This window comes from Myxococcales bacterium (assembly GCA_016716835.1).
GTDB lineage: Bacteria > Myxococcota_A > Polyangia > Haliangiales > Haliangiaceae > JADJUW01.
In genome coordinates this window covers 2,419,724-2,436,873 of the sequence record JADJUW010000001.1, presented here as the reverse complement: position 1 = coordinate 2,436,873, position 17,150 = coordinate 2,419,724, and the positions used below count along the sequence as shown (strand labels likewise).

Annotated in this window: 13 protein-coding genes; 3 read left to right on the top strand and 10 right to left on the bottom strand. The window is 64.3% G+C overall.

Annotation, left to right across the window (positions count from 1 at the left end):
- Positions 1–36: 36 nt before the first annotated feature.
- Together IPL79_10730 and IPL79_10725 are read right to left on the bottom strand one after the other, a co-directional pair.
- The gene (locus IPL79_10730) at positions 37–975 is read right to left on the bottom strand and encodes a DMT family transporter (GenBank protein ID MBK9071462.1); all 939 of its coding nucleotides are present in this window, start codon (positions 973–975) and stop codon (positions 37–39) included.
- Positions 972–3,221, bottom strand: a complete 2,250-nt coding sequence (locus IPL79_10725) for an FdhF/YdeP family oxidoreductase (protein MBK9071461.1) — start codon at positions 3,219–3,221, stop codon at positions 972–974. Before IPL79_10725 ends, IPL79_10730 begins: the two co-directional genes overlap by 4 nt.
- A gap of 60 nt (positions 3,222–3,281) precedes the next feature.
- Here IPL79_10725 and IPL79_10720 point away from each other — a divergent pair, with 60 nt between their 5' ends.
- On the top strand, positions 3,282–4,151 hold the full coding sequence (locus IPL79_10720) for a polyphosphate kinase 2 family protein (GenBank protein ID MBK9071460.1): 870 nt from the start codon (positions 3,282–3,284) through the stop codon (positions 4,149–4,151).
- Between the two features lie 21 nt (positions 4,152–4,172).
- Here the strand turns inward: IPL79_10720 and IPL79_10715 are convergent, their stop codons facing one another.
- From IPL79_10715 to IPL79_10680, 8 genes are all read right to left on the bottom strand, one after another.
- Positions 4,173–4,625 carry a hypothetical protein gene (locus tag IPL79_10715; GenBank protein ID MBK9071459.1) on the bottom strand — a complete coding sequence of 151 codons (453 nt, stop codon included), beginning with the start codon at positions 4,623–4,625 and terminating at the stop codon, positions 4,173–4,175.
- Between the two features lie 3 nt (positions 4,626–4,628).
- Positions 4,629–5,834, bottom strand: coding sequence for a M48 family metallopeptidase (locus tag IPL79_10710; protein ID MBK9071458.1), 1,206 nt, complete (start codon positions 5,832–5,834; stop codon positions 4,629–4,631).
- 76 nt (positions 5,835–5,910) lie between these two features.
- Complete coding sequence (locus tag IPL79_10705) at positions 5,911–10,023, bottom strand: phosphotransferase (protein ID MBK9071457.1); 4,113 nt, start codon at positions 10,021–10,023, stop codon at positions 5,911–5,913.
- A gap of 8 nt (positions 10,024–10,031) precedes the next feature.
- On the bottom strand, positions 10,032–11,384 hold the full coding sequence (locus tag IPL79_10700; protein ID MBK9071456.1) for an FKBP-type peptidyl-prolyl cis-trans isomerase: 1,353 nt from the start codon (positions 11,382–11,384) through the stop codon (positions 10,032–10,034).
- A gap of 76 nt (positions 11,385–11,460) precedes the next feature.
- Entirely contained in the window at positions 11,461–12,294 is an 834-nt protein-coding gene (locus tag IPL79_10695) for a hypothetical protein (GenBank protein ID MBK9071455.1), read from the bottom strand.
- A gap of 72 nt (positions 12,295–12,366) precedes the next feature.
- The gene (locus IPL79_10690; protein MBK9071454.1) at positions 12,367–14,205 is read right to left on the bottom strand and encodes a cation:proton antiporter; all 1,839 of its coding nucleotides are present in this window, start codon (positions 14,203–14,205) and stop codon (positions 12,367–12,369) included.
- The gene (locus tag IPL79_10685) at positions 14,198–14,803 is read right to left on the bottom strand and encodes an NAD(P)H-dependent oxidoreductase (protein MBK9071453.1); all 606 of its coding nucleotides are present in this window, start codon (positions 14,801–14,803) and stop codon (positions 14,198–14,200) included. Before IPL79_10685 ends, IPL79_10690 begins: the two co-directional genes overlap by 8 nt.
- A 70-nt stretch (positions 14,804–14,873) precedes the next feature.
- Positions 14,874–15,599, bottom strand: coding sequence for a sulfite oxidase-like oxidoreductase (locus tag IPL79_10680; protein ID MBK9071452.1), 726 nt, complete (start codon positions 15,597–15,599; stop codon positions 14,874–14,876).
- Positions 15,600–15,838: 239 nt separating this feature from the next.
- Between IPL79_10680 and IPL79_10675 the strand changes: the two genes are divergently transcribed.
- Together IPL79_10675 and IPL79_10670 are read left to right on the top strand one after the other, a co-directional pair.
- Complete coding sequence (locus IPL79_10675) at positions 15,839–16,663, top strand: CPBP family intramembrane metalloprotease (GenBank protein MBK9071451.1); 825 nt, start codon at positions 15,839–15,841, stop codon at positions 16,661–16,663.
- 71 nt (positions 16,664–16,734) lie between these two features.
- Complete coding sequence (locus tag IPL79_10670; GenBank protein MBK9071450.1) at positions 16,735–17,088, top strand: YbaN family protein; 354 nt, start codon at positions 16,735–16,737, stop codon at positions 17,086–17,088.
- Positions 17,089–17,150 lie beyond the last annotated feature (62 nt).

Genomic DNA, 17,150 nt, shown 5'->3' with positions numbered 1-17,150 from the left:
TTGTTCATGCGGTGCGATGAAAGTCACAGCAGGTGGCTACTGCAGTGACCGCCGCTCAAAGCGCGAGTGCACAATAATGAGCGCTATCAGGCCCAGCGTACCGAGATAGAAACCTGTGCCCAGGCGCTCACTGGCGGGGAAGGCGAGATACGCGAACACCATCGCGTAAACCGGCTCCAGGGCCGTAGCGAGGGCAACGGCATACGGGGCCAGGGTCTTGAGCACGCGCAGGCTCCACATCCACGGCAAGATCGTGCAGCCGATCGCGAGCACGAGCAGCCACGCCCAATCGCGGGTGGTAATCGCCTCAGGGTTCACGAAGCCGGATGGAAAAACGAGCAGGGCAAGCGACAGCCATGCGGCGCCAAAGGTCAGCTCCCACCACGTCATCGCCAAAGGCGAAATATCTGAATTTCTGACTATGTGGCCATTGAGCGTGCCGAAGATACCGGCGAGCGCCGCCGAGGCCATGCCAACGCCAAAGCCAAGCCATTGACCGCGGCCGAAAACCGCAGGCGTATTGCCGACCAGGGCCGCCACGGCGACCAGCGCGATGGCGCCAATAACAATTTCACGCCCCCGCACGGCACGGCCAAAGACCAACGGTTCTAACAGCGACGTGAGCAACGGCACCGTGGCGATGCAAAGCGCCGCCAGCGACGCCGTCGTCATCTTGACGCAAGCGTAAAACGTCACCCAATGTGCGGATAAGAGCAGGCCAATGCCGAGGAGCTTGACCGCCATCGGCCGTGGGATTGAAATGGCCTGCTGACGAAGGGCGAACCACGCGCCCAAGAGGCCGACGACTAAGATCTGGCGATACCATACGAGCGAGGTCGCGGGGATGTCGATAAGCTTCCCGACCACGGCGGTAAAGCCCCATACCAGCACCGTTAGATGCAGCATGAGGTGCGCCGTGCGGTGGCTCCATGCCGGCACGGACGCCGGCGTGGGCACGAGAGGGGTTGCGGTCATGCCCTCGGCTCGCTCGGCCACAGCGAAATCTCGATCCACTTTGAGGTCGGCGTGCCCGAGCCAAGCGCGACGCTTTCAAGCGGCACCAACGCGTTGGCCTCGGGAAAATAGCTGGCGGCGGCCCCGCGCGGCAAATCATACGGCACGATCAAAAAACGAGGCGCCGTGCGCTGCTGACCCGCAAAGTGAGAGGTGAGGTCGACCCACTGGCCTTCGTGCAAACCCCGTGCGGCCATGTCGTAGGTATTCATAAATATCACGCGGCGTTCGTCGGTGATGCCGCGATAACGGTCGTCGTTGCCGTAGATGGTCGTGTTAAATTGATCGTGCGAGCGGATGGTCATAAGTCGAAGGTGGCCGGGCGCCACGTCCAGGCTGGGACCTTGATTGCAGGTGAAGCGCGCTTTGCCGGTTTGGGTGTGGAAGTCGCGATCCGCGGCCGCATTGGCGAGCTGCAAGGTTTCGCCGCGGGCGACGGTTTCGGCAAAGCCGGCGAAGCCCGGTACGATCTGCGCGATGGCCTGGCGAATCGCCCCATAGTCTTGTGCCCATGCCGCCCATGGCACGCGCTCATCGTCAAACAACGCCTCGCCAAGCGCACACAGCATGGCAACCTCGCTGCGCAGCGCGGGGCTTGGGGGCGGCAGCCGACCGCGCGAGGCATGCACGAGCCCCATCGAATCTTCAACGGTGACGAATTGCTCACCGGCGCTGCTGACGTCGCGATCTGTGCGGCCCAGGCACGGCAAGATGAGCGAGACCTCGCCGGGATAGAGCTGGGTGCGATTGAGCTTGGTCGCGATGTGCACGGTTAGCTTGCTGCGGGCCATCGCGGCGGCGGTGCGGTCGGTGTCGGGCGCGGCCGAAACCAGGTTGCCGCCGAGAAACGCGATGACGTCGAGCTCGCCGCGCTCGCCGGCGGCGATGGTGCCGACGACGTCGAGCCCCGGCGCGGTGGGCGCGACAAAACCAAACGCGGCCTCCATCGCCGCGGCAAACGGCGGCAGGTGGTGATCGATGCCCATGGTGCGATCGCCCTGCACATTTGAATGTCCGCGTACCGGACATAGACCGGCGCCGGGACGTCCGACATTGCCGCGCAGCAACATGACGTTGACGATTTCTTGGATGGTGGCGACGGCGTGCGGCTGTTGGGTGAGCCCCATGGCCCAACAAACGATGGTGCGCTCGGCACGGGCGTAGCGATCGGCAAGCTGTTCGATGGCGGCACGCGGCACGCCGCTGCGGGCTTCGAGGTCATCCCACGCTAGCGTCGCGACGTGCGCCGCGTAGTCGTCGAAGTCGCTGGTGTGCGTGACGATAAACGCGTGATCGAGCACGCTGCTCGCGTCCGGCGCCGCGGCCGCGCGCGCGAGCAGCGCCTTGCCAACGCCTTGCATGAGTGCCAAATCACCGCCGATGGCGACGGCAATGTGCTCGGTGGCCAGTTCGCCGCCGCCGCGCAAGATATCCATCGGCGCTTGCGGATGGGCGAAGCGGGCCAGGCCAACCTCGCGAAGCGGATTAACGCTGATGATCGTCGCCCCGGCGGCGCGGGCCTCGCGCAATGTCGAGAGCATGCGCGGATGGTTGGTGCCGGGATTTTGTCCGATCACCAAGATTAGGTCAGCGCGCGCAAAGTCGTCGAGCTGTACCGTGCCCTTGCCAACGCCGACGGTGGCCTTGAGCGCGACCCCGCTCGATTCGTGGCACATGTTCGAGCAATCGGGAAAGTTGTTGCTGCCCAGCATGCGCCCGAGCAGCTGGTAGACAAACGCCGCCTCGTTGCTGGCGCGGCCCGACGTATACAGCGCGGTGCGAGCGGGCCCCGCGGCGCGCATTTCGCTGGCCCACAGGCCAATTGCGTCGTCCCACGCGATGGGCGTGTAGTGGCCCGCGCCGGCGCGCTTGACCAGCGGCTGCGCGAGCCGGCCGGCCGCGCCGAGTTCAAAGTCGCTCCAGCCGCGCAGATCGCTGATCGGCTGGGCGGCAAAAAACGCCGCATCGGCGCGCGCCGCCATCGCTTCTTCGGCCACTGCCTTGGCACCGTTTTCACAAAATTCAAAGCTCGAGCGGTCGGCGGGCTCGGGCCAGGCGCAGCCGGGGCAATCCGTCCCGCCGATTTGGTTGAGCACGAGCAAGGCCTTGGTGCCGCGACGCAACCCCGCACGGCGTGCGATGTGGTCCATCGCGTGGGCGACCGAGGCCAGCCCGCCGGCGACGCGCGGTTTGTCGTGAAACGGCATTGGCGGCAGCCTAGCGCGCGCACGCGGCGCGGTAAAGCGCGGGTGTGGTAGCGTCGCGGCATGAGCGATTTATATGAGTTCGGACGCAGCGAGTATCGCGTCCATCCCAAGTCGTTTCGGCTGCGCCGCCAACCGACCGCTCCGGATGGCAACAGCGACAAGGCGCAAAACCGCACCGACCTTGCGGCGCTCGTCGCCGAGCTGTCGGAGCTGCAAACCGTGCTGGCGGCGGACAATCGCTACGGCTTGCTGCTGGTGTTTCAAGCCATGGATGCCGCCGGCAAGGACGGCACCATCCGCGCGGTGCTCTCGGGCGTCAATCCCGCGGGCTGCGAGGTTACCTCGTTCAAGGCGCCATCGACGACCGAACTCGATCACGACTACATGTGGCGCATCGCGCAGGCAATGCCGCCCAAGGGGCACATCGGCGTCTTTAATCGCAGTCACTATGAAGAAGTGCTAGCCGTCAAGGTGATGCCGCAGTACCTCGCCGCGCAACGTCTGCCGCGCGCGGCGGCGGCGGGAAACGCGCTGTGGAAGGAGCGCTATCAGTCGATCTGTGACTTCGAGCGCCATTGGGCGCGCAATGGCACGGTGATCCTTAAGTTTTTCCTAAATGTTTCCAAGGCAGAGCAGGCTAAGCGCCTCGTCGAACGCATCGACGATAAGAAGGCCAATTGGAAGTTCTCGCCGGTCGATGTCGAAATGCGCAAGAAGTGGGGCGATTACATGCACGCTTATGAAGACGCCCTGCGCGCGACCTCGACGGCGTATGCGCCGTGGTACGCCATTCCGGCCGATTCCAAGAGTTACATGCGCAAGACCGTCGCGGAGATCGTGGTGCAGACGCTGCGCGGCCTTAAGCTTAAGTATCCCAACGGCACCACGCCCAAGCCCGAGTTGCACAAGCTTCGCGCCTTGCTCGCGTAAAGCTACGGCGCGTCGCGACGCTTACATATCGTCGCCGGAGCTGAATTGCTTCTCGATGTCATCGGCGGCCGACGCCACCAGGCCACAGCTTGCGCGTAGTTCGTCGGGATCGAGCGTGTCGACGAAGTGGTCGATATTGGCGACGACCAGATAGTCATCCTTGCGCTCGATCACCGCGAAGCGCGCAAATGAGCGCTTGTGGTTTTCCATTAGGAGATGCTGCATGAGCTTGGCCGACAGCCCGCCAAAGACGCCTTTTTTCTTTTCGAGGGCCGGCGACCAAATCGTAATGAGCGGGCCCGACGGGGTGCTGCCGCTGACGACGATGCGCACTTGCTGCGTGCGGCCGTCCGCGACGTTCCAAACCCCACGCAACGCGGGCCCGCCCTGTGATACCAGCTCGAGGTTGATGCCGGCGAGGGTCGCGACGTTTAGCACCTTGTTGAGAGCGGCAATTTCTGCGTTGAGATCCATGGTTTATCCTTTTTTGTGCATTTTGCTGATCGCATCGGCCGAGATGCCGAAGACGGTGCCGATTTCGGCGATGCGTTTTTGATACGCCGCATCGCTATGTTGGTTCTTGGCGATCTGAATCACCGAGCTGATGATCTCAAACGTATCCTGCGCGGAGATCTTTTCGCGTCGCGCCGCGCGCGCCTCTTGCAGCTTGGCGATGGCGCTGGTCGCAAAGGCCCGCGCGTTGCTCAGCACGTGCTGGGTATCGAGGCCGGGAGGATGCAATTCGGTGAGGTGTTGGCGCACCTCCTGGTGCTCGTGCCCGTCGGGCCCCAAGGCATACAGCGCGCCCCAAAAAACAAACTGCGTCAGGTACGGGTCGACGGCCTGCACCTCGATCGCCTGCGAAGGCCGCGCCGGCTTGCCGCTGGTGACGAATTCGTCGCCCGGCTCCATATAGGCCATCATGCGATCGGCCTCGCGGTTGGTCGCAGGGGTGTTACCGTGCTGGGAATAAAGCGCCAGCGCGCGCAGGCGCAACAAGGGGAATGGATGCGACAGCGTGGTATCGCGCGTGCCCTCGTTCAAGATCTCTTCGGCAAACGTATCCCATTGCGCGAGAATCTCGCGGATGTTGGCCGTGTTTAGCCCGACGTTGAGGCCGCTCACGGTCTTGATGAGGGCGCTCAGGCCTACCTCTAGCGAGGGCGTGCACAGCAGGCCGGCGCGATCGGCGGAGAGCTCGGCGGCGCGCTGCCAGGCGCGGACGAGATCCTCGTGGCGATCACCAGCCAGCGAAATCACGGCGTCGCAATAGATTTCATTGTGGTCGAGCAAGGCGTGGCCAAGCTCGTGGCCGAGGACGAATTCGAGTTCGTAAGGGCTGAGCTTTTCGATCGCCGCGCTGCTGAAGCCGATGACGGTGTGGGCGCGGCCCTCAGAGACGAAGGCATTGATGTCGGCATCAGCGAAGATGTAGGCCTCGACCGCCCGGTCGCCATAGATCGACGCCAGGCGGGTCAGCGACGCCGCCACCGATGGCACCGTCGCCGGCGATACGCGCACCGCGCGCGACAGCATCTTGGCGCGGATGGCATTCTTGCTGCGGAGGACCTTGGTTTTTTCGATCGCCGCGCTTACCTCGGCGGTTTGAGTGAGCGCGGATCGCAACGCATATTCGCGCGGGTAACGGGCGGCGATGATTGCTTCGCGAGTAAGTTCGGCCACGCGTCATTCTTTCGTGACCTGAGCCAAGGTGTCAACGTAGCCGCCGGCGATTGTCGGCCCCGCGACGTGCGGTGGCCTACGTCGCGGTAGGATATGCGCCCACGGCGGGGCGACGCCGTCGCGCCGCGTAGCCGACTACCATTACGATCATCGCGAGCGGTGCCGCATCGCCACCGGCGCTGCAGCCTGAGGTCTTGTTGTATTCGATTTCGCAGTTGTTGCTGCAACCGTCGCCCGCGATGCGCGCGCCATCGTCGCATTGCTCGGTGCCATCGACGATGTCATCGCCACAGACGGCGCGGCGGCAATTGGTGCGGCACGCGTCGGCGACGTCGGCATTGGCATCGCCTTGATCGCATTGCTCGGCTCCGTTGATGGTGCCATCGCCGCACGTCGACCACGCATCCGCGACGACGCAGAAATCATCGATGTTCCAACCGCCCAGGTGCAGGCCTTCGTCGGTCTTGAGCGAAAAGGCCACCTCGAGCACGGGGTCGGCGATAAACCCGGAAATGCGCAAGTCGTGAAAAAGCCACTCTCGATCTTGGTGGTGGACCGCGCTGTTGTCGCCGTTGTTGGAGTTGGCGTTCTCCCACAATTGCACGCCGTTGACCGAGATGCGGGCCTTGTCATAGTAGCTGTCCTCGACGTTGAGCCAGCGGCGATACTGGATGCGCACGTCGGAATACGGCGCGACCTCGATCGGCGGGCTGGTGATGGTCATGTCGGCGCTGGCGGGATAGAGGCCACTGCCGGCGAGCGAGGTGCCGAGCACGTATTGGCCCGAGTGGGCGGCGGTAGGGTCTCCGCTGGCGCGCTCGCCCCCCGTAGGCTCGCCCCACTGCCAGGTGCTGGCGATGTTGGTTTCGGCGAGGTGCCACCCGGCAAGCAGCGGATTGGTTTCAAAATCGGTGCAATACAGCTTTACCAGCTCGCCTTGGTACATTTGGTAATAGGGGCTGGCAGGGTTGTCGGGCAACGTGGTGGTGGTGCCATTGCCGAAGGCGACGCGAAACTGATAGGACAGCGCGTTGCCGTCGTCCGGCATCGGCAAGGCGGCATGCCATTGGTTGTCGATGAGCGCGGCCATGACCTCACCGGCTTCGGGCCCGCCTGCCGTGAGTGGCTTCCAGCGCAGTTCGACCTGCGAAATCTGATCTGACGCGCAGAGCTCGCTGAGGCCTTCGATGTTGAAGGCGAGCGGGAGCGAGTTTTCCTCGGTGGTGGCGACGATCGCGCCGGGCGCGGCAAAATTGGCGGAGACAAAGCGCAGGCCATGTCTGCCAAAGGCCTCGCGGATCTCGCATTCATTGGGCGTGCCGTCGGCGAGATCGCCGTTGTCGTCGTCGGCGGCGAGCACCTCCATAAATGACGTAGGAATGTTGGAGGAGCGCTGGATGGCGGCGGCGAGCAGGGCGCGGAACATAATGCCGCCTTGCGTCTCGCCATATTTTTCGTGGAGCGCGCCGCGCAGGTCCCACATCGCGCCGCCAAAGATGGTGCCGGTGTAGTGGACCTCACCAATATCTTCGGGCCACGTCCGCTCGGTGTCTGGGTTTAGCTCGCGCAGCGGCGCGTCGCTCAGGAAAAAGCCGCGGCCCATGCCGGAGTCGCCTGTGATATCGGCGGCGACGACGTCCGAGATGCCCTCGCTGAGCGCCCCATCGAACGAACCAACGCCGGCGATCAGCGCCTGGCGATGCATGACGTGGCCGTATTCGTGATAGACGACGTCGGCCAAGCGCGCTGTGTTCTCGCACGTATCACTCGCGAGATAAAAATTGATGTTTGTGCCGTCGGAAAAGGCGTTGCACGAGCTGTCGATGTTCACGGTGGCGATGAGCTGTTGCTCGATAAAGCCGGCACCCGGAAAGATGAGCCGCGCATATTGCTTGACCTCAAAGGCATGCACGAAGGCCTGAATCTGGGCATCGACTTGCTCGTTGTCGGCGGCGCTCCAGCGCACCGTGCCGCCGTCGTTGGCCGTTAGCTGGACGCTGGCGACGTCGCCGGCGACGTTCTCGATTTTGACGTCGTCGCTCGTAAGGCTCGTCGTGACCACGGCGGAGGCTAGCCCGCTCCATGAAAACACACCCGCCGCCGAGGTGGTCAGGTTGCTGCCGTTGACGTTGATGCGCCCGCGAGCGATCGGCGCGTTGTAGCGCGGCGAGCCTGGATAGCGCGTGACCGCGTCGTAAACTAGGGTGGCCTGAGCGGCGATGCTGCGGCGCTGGGCCGCAAGGGGCTCACCGGTGGCAGCGTCGCTGTAAACGACAAAGGGCCCGAGCGTGGCTGATTCGAACGTCGTCGGCTGCACCAAGCGATAGGCCTGCACGCCGGCGCGCGAGATGAGCGGCAGGATCGCGAGCGGCTCGACGCTGCGCAACGTGGCGGCATGTGCGAGCACGGCGGTAAGCGCGGCGCCCGCCTTGCTGCGAAGATCGCGTGGAGGCTGACCGCGGCGGGCTTGGGCGGCGATGGCGCCTTCGATGGCCGAGGCAACCCCGGGTAAGGCCTCAGAGCTGACCATATACAAGCGATCGGCGAGAAAGCGCATCCCGACCTGGCCGCCGAGTACCGGCACGCCATGCGCGTATTGCGCAAAGCCAATGGTGCGGATGCCGCCGTCGAGCTGATTTGCGACCAACACAAAATCGCCGATCGTCGCGCCCGGCGCGAGGACCTGGAGGTGATCTCGAAGGAATTCCCGCGCCGCGGCGGCCGCGATGGCGCCGTCGTGTGAGCTGCCCGCGATAAGCCGACCCGGCCCCCACAGGCGCGAGGGCACGCCGGTTGCTTTGTCCCAGATCGCGCTCCAACGTCCCGGCATGGCTCCCTGCAGCGCTTGCCACGCGGCGTGCGCGACGGGGGTCTGACCGACGCGCGTGCCGGCAAGTTCAACTTCGTCGCGCAGCGGGGTACCACCAGTTGCGTCCGCGGCTAGCAACGTAAGGCGGCTTTGCAGCAAGCGCGCCGTCATCGCGGAAGCTTTGTCGCGACCCGCGCCACCGTGAGGCGGGCCTGCGGGCGCAGCGACCGCGGCGGTAGTGAGCACCGAGAGCGCTGCCCCTACCACAAGCACGCGCAGGGCACGTTGGGCAAACCCTAGGCAAATCATCCGCCTAGTGTGCGTTACGCCATCGCATCGAGCAAGGCTGAAAACTCGCGTTTCACCGCCGTGGCGAGCTCCAGCTGGCGTCTTGCGCGCAGCAAATTGTGGGCCTGACGCGAGGCGAACCGCGCCTGGTCCCAGCCAGCAGTAGCTATCTGCGAGCGCGTCGGCGCAAAACCGCGCCGCCAGTTCGGTGCAAATCGTCAGCAGGCCCGCCGGGATGGAGCGCTTGGCGGCATCGGCGAGCGGACCGGTCTCGGCCTGATAGCCCTCCATTGCCGCGGCAAAGATATCCGTGCGAAAAATCACCTCGTCTTGGTCTTCGCCGGCCGGGTTGCACCATGAACGCAGGGCGTCGCCGAGCTCGTGTGCGAGCGGCATTTTGCCAATTGTGTCGAGATCGACCAAGGCGGTGGCTTTGAGGCCGTTCGCCTCGCCGGCGGCGACGCTGCCAGGCTCGGAAAAAAGCAGGTTTGAAATCTTTAGATCGCCATGGCAGTGCCGCGGCGCCAGGTCCTCGATCGGCGGCAGCAGGGCCGCGGCGGCTAGAATCTCCTGGGCGAGGGCGTGAATTGCAGCGGCGTTTTCAAACGTCGCGCCGGCATGGGCCGCCATCTGCGCGCGAAGATTTGCCAGGTGCAGCGGCGTATCGTGCACGCCCGCGCGGCGAAAGGCGTAGGCATGCTCAAAGCCGTCAAGCGCGCGATGGAAGCGGCCGACCAACGCGCCCGCCGATCGCGCCACGCTGGGGTGCGGCACCGCGTGCAGGGTGTCGCCCGGCAACCAACTCAGCGCACGCCACGGGCGCGCTTCGTGATCAAGCCACAGCGCGCCCGCCCGCGTAGGCAGAACGTCCGGAATTCGGACATCGTGACCAAATGCCTTGAGATGGCGTCCTACCGCGTCAATGTCGAGGTTAACCTCGCCGCGAAACACCGGGTGCATTTGCTGCAGCACCGCGATCGGCGTCCCGGCACGCGCCACGCGAAAGGTCTGATTGATGAGGCCGCCTGCAAGCGGCGAAAGCTCGCAATCGGCCCAACCCCAGGCGGCGGCAACAGTTTGGGGAACGGTCACGCGGGCGGTTACGGTTTGGCAGGCTTTGTCATGACCGGCAGTTTTGCGCCGGCTGGGCCTTGGCCGGCCGGTCCCACCTTCATCGTTGGCCGGGTTGGCGACGCCTTGGGCTCGGGATTAATCGTTAGCAGTTCAACTTCGAACACCAGCATGCCTTGAGGTCGGCCGGGCTTGCCTTTGTAGGCGAGCTCTTCTGGAATCCAAAACAGCGTCTTTTCGCCGACCGTCATTACCTGCAGGCCATCGGTCCACCCGGGAATCACGCCGCCCAGCGGGAATTGCGTCGGCTCGCCGCGCACGACCGAGCTGTCAAACATCCGGCCGTCTGTGGTCCAGCCGGTGTAGTGGACCTCGACGGTGTCGGCGGCGACCGGCTTGGCCGTGCCGGTGCCTTTCTTGAGAACCTTATAAAACACCCCTTTAGCGGTCTTCTGCGCGTCTTTAGGCGGCGCGGCGACGGCGGCCGGCGCTGTTGGTGGTTGCTTGCCGGGCTTAATCTCGAGGACTTCAAATTCGTAACACAGCAAGCCCTCGGTGGGCGCGTCGGGATTTTTTCGCACCATGGCGACCGGGATCCAGGCGCGCAGCTTGTCGCCTTTCTTGGCGCCCGTCAGCACGGCCTCAAAGCCCGCGGATTCGCGAAATAGCAGGCCATTAGCGGGGCGGCTGGCGCGCGATGATTCGAGCATTTTGCCGGTGGCGTCCCAACCCGTGACGTGAAACGAGACGGTGTCGAAATTGCGCGCGGCCTGACCCGTGCCCTCGGCGATGCTCAGGACAGCGACGCCGCCGCTGAGCTTTTTGGCGGTGGCTGGGGGCGCCGCGACATCCGCGGGCGTTGGCGGCGCGGGTTGAATTTCGACGAGCTCGACCTCATAGGCGATGGTTTCTGGACCGGCGCTGCCCGCGCGCGCCTGTGGTCGTTGCTTAAAGCCAATTTCCGGCGGCAACCAAAACATTGCCTTGCCGCCTTTCTTCATTTTTTGCAACGCTTCGCGAAAACCTGGCGCGACGCGAAACAGGCTCATCGGCACCGGTCGCCCGGCCATTTTAGTCGAGTTCATGGTCGTGCCGTCGGGGCGCCACGCATTGTAATTCACCAGGGCCGTGTCGTTGGCGCCTGGCGATTCGCCAGTGCCGGCAACCATTTGCTTGAAGATGAGGCCCGACGGCAGGCGCTCGGCATCGGCGGGTGGGTTGGCGACATCGAACGGCGGCGGTACATTAGGGCGCTCGCGGCCCGGCTTCTTGTCGCTGGCAGTTTTGGGCGCGTCTTGCTTCTTTTCGACTTTTTTGTCGCAGCCACCCAGGCTGATCGCCAAGAGCGCCAGCGTCGTTATCACCAGTTGATTGCTTCTCATCGCCCCGCAATGTAGCGCGGCCACCTGGTGAAGTCATGGGGGTTGCGCACCCGTTTGGGCGCGCTTGGGCCCTCCCTTAGCCCTCTAAGCAAACGAACTCGATCGAGCCGCTGCGACCACCCAGGCTCCAGGTCACGGTGCTGCTGCCGTCGAACTCAAAATGGAGGGTGCCGCCCGAGAGCATGGCGATGTGGATGCTGCCGGTGGGGCAGGTATCCGCGCAACGCTCGATATCGATCGTCGTTTCGCGTGTGGCCTCGTCGACGGTAAATTCCCAAGTCCCGTCGAGCGTGACGCAGTCCTGGTTCCAGGTCGAGGTGTAATCCCCGGTGCGGGTGAATTCGCTGCCGCGCACTCCTTCGCCGGTGGCTTCGGACGCCACTTGCAACGTGCTATTTGCACCGTCTGCCGTATAGGTCGCCGCCGCCGAGAAGTCGAATTCAGCGCCGCCCGAGGTGAAGCCGGTGGCCGTCGCCGACAAGCCAACGACGTTGTCGACGATCGACGTGACGTCAATTTGCAGCTCGCCGCTGAGGGCGCGTACGCCATACGTCGTGCGCAGGTTGCTGTCAGAAGGCACGGCGTATGGGCCGGTGCATCGATCGAGCGTCGCGGTGACCGACACGCCGAGGCGATCGACCTCGATGCAATCCGACGGCGTGTAGCGCTGCTCGAGATTGAACGCGACCTCCGCCGCGACTTGTTCGAGCGTCGGCGCGCCGACGCCAGGGGGCAGCTCGGCGCCGGCGACGCCGCTCCAAATGAGCGCAGACTCTTCACGGGCTTGATCCGTTGAATCGAGCGATAAGGTTGACGCGCTCTCCTCAGGGCTGGCGCCGTTGCTGTCGCCGCAGCCCGCGGCGCTGGCGAGGATCGTAACGAAAATTGAAATGGTCGCAAAATGTTTCATAGAGGCCTCTTGGGCCGGGATATAGCTCAACCAAGGGCGGCTGTCGCCAGCGAATTTGTCACGAAAAGACGCCTACTGGCGAGCCTGTGACTGGCCTTCGCCGTCCCATCCCTTGTCGCTGGCGTGCGCGCTAGCCACCTCGCTGCGCATGGTGGATTCGAGCTGCTCAAACGCGCGGCGGGCCTCGTCAAAAAACGCCGTACGCTCGACGCTGCCATACACGGTAGCCAGGCGCTCGATCATTGCATCGTCGTGGGCCTTAAATAACTGCGCGGTGCGATGGGCGTGATGTGCCCGCGTGCCGAGCGCCATGAGGCCAAGCTGGCCGAGCTGCAACGCACTACCGAAGGTCTCACGAACGACGTCGGTGATGCCCATGGCGCGAAGGCGATAATAATGCGGGCGATCGGCGGCGCGAGCCAAGATGCGCAGGTGCGGAAAATGCTCCTGCACGGTGGCGGCGATCTCGAGTGACTTATCGGCGTCATCGACGGCCAAGATGAAGAGCTTGGCGCGCGCGCAACCCGCCGCGTGCAAGAGGTCAAGGCGCGAGGCGTCGCCATAGTAAACTTGCATGCCTAGGCGACGCACGATCTCGATGATCTCCGGGTCGACGTCGAGCACGGTGACCGGCACGCCGCTGTAACGCAGGAAGCGGCCCGCAATTTGCCCAAAGCGCCCAAAGCCCGCCATCACCACGGGCGCCTCATGCTCGGTGATTTCGTCCGCCTCGCGGGCTTCTCGGGGCGCGGCCAAGCGCGGCAGCACCCAGCGCTGCAGGCTAATTAGCAGCAGCGGCGTCAACATCATGGTGAGCGCTACCACGGCGACCACGATCTCGCTGGCCTGCCCAACGAGCAAGCCATGGCCGCTCGCAAGTGTTACGAGCACGAAGGCGAATTCGCCGACCTGCGCCAAGGCGAAGGCGAACACAAAGGTGGCGACGCGCGACATCTTGAACGCGCGGCCGAGGGCAAAGAGCACCAGCCCCTTTACCGCAATAATGCCGAGGGTGGCGGCAACGATGAGCCCCGGCTGCGACGCGACGACGCCGAAGTTGATGCTGGCACCGACCGTGACGAAAAACACGCCGAGCAAGAGCCCCTTGAAGGGCTCGATGTCGGTCTCGAGCTGGTGGCGATATTCGCTCTCAGCGAGCAGGACGCCGGCGAGAAAGGCGCCCAGCGCTGGGGATAGCCCCACGGCTTGCATCAAGATGGTGACCCCGACGATGAGGAGCAGCGCCGCCGCGGTGAGCACCTCGCGCAGCCGGGTGGCGGCGAGATAGCGAAAGATGGGGCGCAGCGCGTAGCGGCCACCGATTACGACAACGACGACTGCGGCGACGATGAGCAGCGCGGACTGCCACGCCGGTCGTTCGTCGGTGGCAACCGCGGTCGCGAGCAGCGGCACCACCGCGAGCATCGGGATGACCGAGATGTCCTGAAACAGCAGCACCGCAAAGCTGGCGCGGCCGCCCTCGCTCTTGTCGAGGCCTTTTTCGGCAAGGCTCTGCAAGACTAGCGCGGTGGAAGAGCAGGCGGCAATCATGCCGAGCACCAGGGCGGTGCGCCAGCCCAGCCCAAACGCGAGCGCGAGGAGCGCGACCACGGCGAGGGTGGCGGCGACCTGCGCGGTGCCAAGTCCAAAAATCGGACCTCGCATTTGCCACAACATAGACGGCTTGAGCTCAAGGCCAACGATGAAGAGCATCATGACGACGCCAAACTCGGCAAAGTGCATGACGTGTGCGCCCTCGCTGCCAATGAGCTGCAGCGCAAACGGGCCCACCGCGATGCCCGCGATGAGATAGCCGAGCACGGCGCCCAGGCCGGCGCGTTTGGCGAGCGGCACCGCGACCACGGCGGCGGCGAGATAGATGGCGGCTTGCGCGAGGATGCTGCTACTCATTGGTTAGTACCTCGGAAATATAATCGGCGCTGGTGGCGGCGGTCAGCAGCAGGTGGTCATCGCGCAGCGCGCGCAGCACGCGGGCGTACTGCGAGGCGGCCTCGTCGACCTGCGCCGGCGCGAGCGCCATCGCACCGTGCACCACGAAGGGCGCGAGAAAATGCATGCCACATAGATGCGCGGTTTGATCTTGCGGCGCCAGCAGCGCGCGAATGGCAAAGCGGTTGCGCCCGCTGGCCTGGTAGGCCGCGCGTGGACCGCCTGTGGTGATGGCGACCATCAGCGCCTTATCGCGCAGCGCGGTGCCGCCCTCGCCATAGGCCCAGCCGTGGGTGAGGACATGGTCCATCCACTCTTTGATCAGCGCGGGTGACGAGTACCAATAAAACGGGTGCTGCAGCACGATGATGTCGTGCTCGCGGAGCAGCGCCTGCTCGCGCGCGACATCGACGATCATGGTGGGGTAGGCCTCGTAGAGGTCGTGGAACGTCACGCCCGGCAGTTCCTGTGCGGCGGCCGCCAGCCGACGATTCACCCGCGAGCGTTGCAGCGCGGGGTGCGCAAATAGCACCAGCACCCGCTTGGAATACGTAGTCATGCGCGCGTCGGTAGCATAAAATGACCCGCCTTGGGGTGGGCCGGTCGCTACCCGTGCGGCTAGCCGAGTTTTACGAGTAGCGGTCGTTGCGCCAAGGATAGGCGGTATTTGAATAGCCGCGTTGCTCCCAGAAGCCGAGCTTGTCGTGGGTGAGGACCTCAAGGCGCGAGATCCACTTGGCGCCCTTCCAAGCGTAGAGCTGCGGCGTGATCATGCGCAATGGGCCGCCGTGCTCAGGGGTGAGCGGTTTGCCATCGGCCGTGTGGACCAAGAGCACATCGGGCTTAAGCGCCTCAGATAACGGGACGTTGGTGGTGTAGCCGTCGCTGGCGTGGCACAGCAAGAAGCGCGCGTCATCGCTGGGCTCGGCCAGCGCGAGCAAATCGGCGACGCGCACGCCGACCCACGGGATATCCATGCGCGACCACTTGGTGACGCAGTGAAAGTCGCTGGTGTCGTGGGTTTGCGGCAACGCGAGCAGGTCTTGCCACGTCAGCGTGATCGGCTTGGCGACCGCGCCGTCGATGGTGAGGCGAAAGGTATCGGTGGTGATGTTTGGCAGCACGCCCAGATCGAGCACGGGCCATTTTTGCGTCGCATACTGGTCGGGCGGCAATTGCGGCATGCCGTGGCGGTTTTGCGGCCCCGTGCCCTGCGGCTTGGCATCGGCCATCGACGGCGACTGCTCGATGTCGCGCAAAAAACGCGCGCGCAGCTTGAGCCGCGCGGCTATTACGCGCTCGTCGGGGGTATTCGCCGACGCCGGCGTGGTGGCGCCATCGTTGTGGCCAGCCATTTTGCTTGCAGGCTTGTCGGCATCGGAGGCGGTCATGAGCGGACTCTGGCATAGATGGTGTCAAGCGTCGAGCGTGCGCGGCAGCGTGCGATTTCACTATGGCGTTAAATTGCTCACGTGTAATTTCACTCGAGCAATGGATGGTTGGCGAGGCTCGTGCACACCGGCGGAACGAGACGTACCTAACGGCAAACGTTGCAGTTGCGTTCACCGCACGCGTGGGTTAGTCATGCGCGACCATGGCGTGGCGAGGCGGATTGGCGGCGGCCGGCGAAACCGAGGTGCAACAGGCGTGGGGGCGGGCGTCCCTGAGCAAGCGCGCGTTGCGCGTGGCGCCGGTGTGGCTGGTCGTTGTCGCGTGGTTGTTGCTGTTGCTGCTTTATCTTAAAGACGCGGTTGGCATGCCCGCGCTGGGGCCGCTGCCCGCCAAGCTCGTCGGTTCGCTGGTTTGGAGTGGGGCGCTGGTTTTATTGATGCTGGTGTTGGCGCATGTTTCGATTGGCCTGGGGAATATCTACTTGACCTCACGGGGGGCGATGTTTTCATGCCTGCTGACGGCGCCGTTTTTTCTAATTTCTCTGATTGATGCGCCGGCCTTGGAATGGACAGGGTGGGCGTCGCTGCTGGCGGTTGTGAGCCTTGGCTTGCTAATTTCGCTGGCTGAGTCAGTGTTTGGCCTCGGCATCGTGCTGACGTTGTGGGGTGGCCGGCAACGCGCCGCCTTTGCCGTCGTGGCCGCGGCAGTGACGTTTGCGTATCTGCATATCCCCACCTATACGATGCAATTCGGTCTGGGCGAGGCGCTGATGCGCTCGACACAGTCCGCGGCGTTCTCGATCGCAATTGGCATTATCGTGCTGCGCAGCGGCAGCATGATGGGCCCGTTGCTCTTTCACGCTATTAATGATGCGCTAATGCTCCTGCAGCCCGCGCGCGCGGCCACGCCGGTAGCGCATGCCACCAACCCTAAGGCCATCGTCATGGGGTTGCTAATTAGTGGCGCATACTGGCTGTGGCTCCGTAAAGGCATTGCGCGCGAGCAGCAACTCGACGCCTCGCGCTAACTGGATTTAGCGGATCGGGCTTGCGGTCCGCATTCGGGGCTTAACTGCGGGTTCAGTGCTACAATCGCGCAATGGAAGCGCCCGCGCAGCCGCCGACCGATGCGCCGCCGCTATTGCGGCTCGTCAGCGCGCGGCAGCGTTGGCTCTATCAGGCCGTTGGCATCATCTTCGTGGTCATTGGCGCCATCGGCGCGCTGTTGCCGGTGATGCCGACCACGCCATTTTTGCTCATCTCGTTGTGGGCCTTTGATCGCAGCTCGCCGCGCCTGCATGCGTGGCTTTGGTATCATCGTTGGTTTGGGCCAGGGCTGCGGCGCTGGCATCGCGAGCGCACCATCGCGCCGTGGGTGAAGGTCTTTGCCATTGCTTCGATGCTGACGAGCACGGCGTATGCGACGTGGGGGCTGCGGCCTCACCTCGGCTAATTGTTGAACATATATGCCATCATGGCGGTTGGCATCTTCGTCGTGGCGCGCTTGCCTACGAC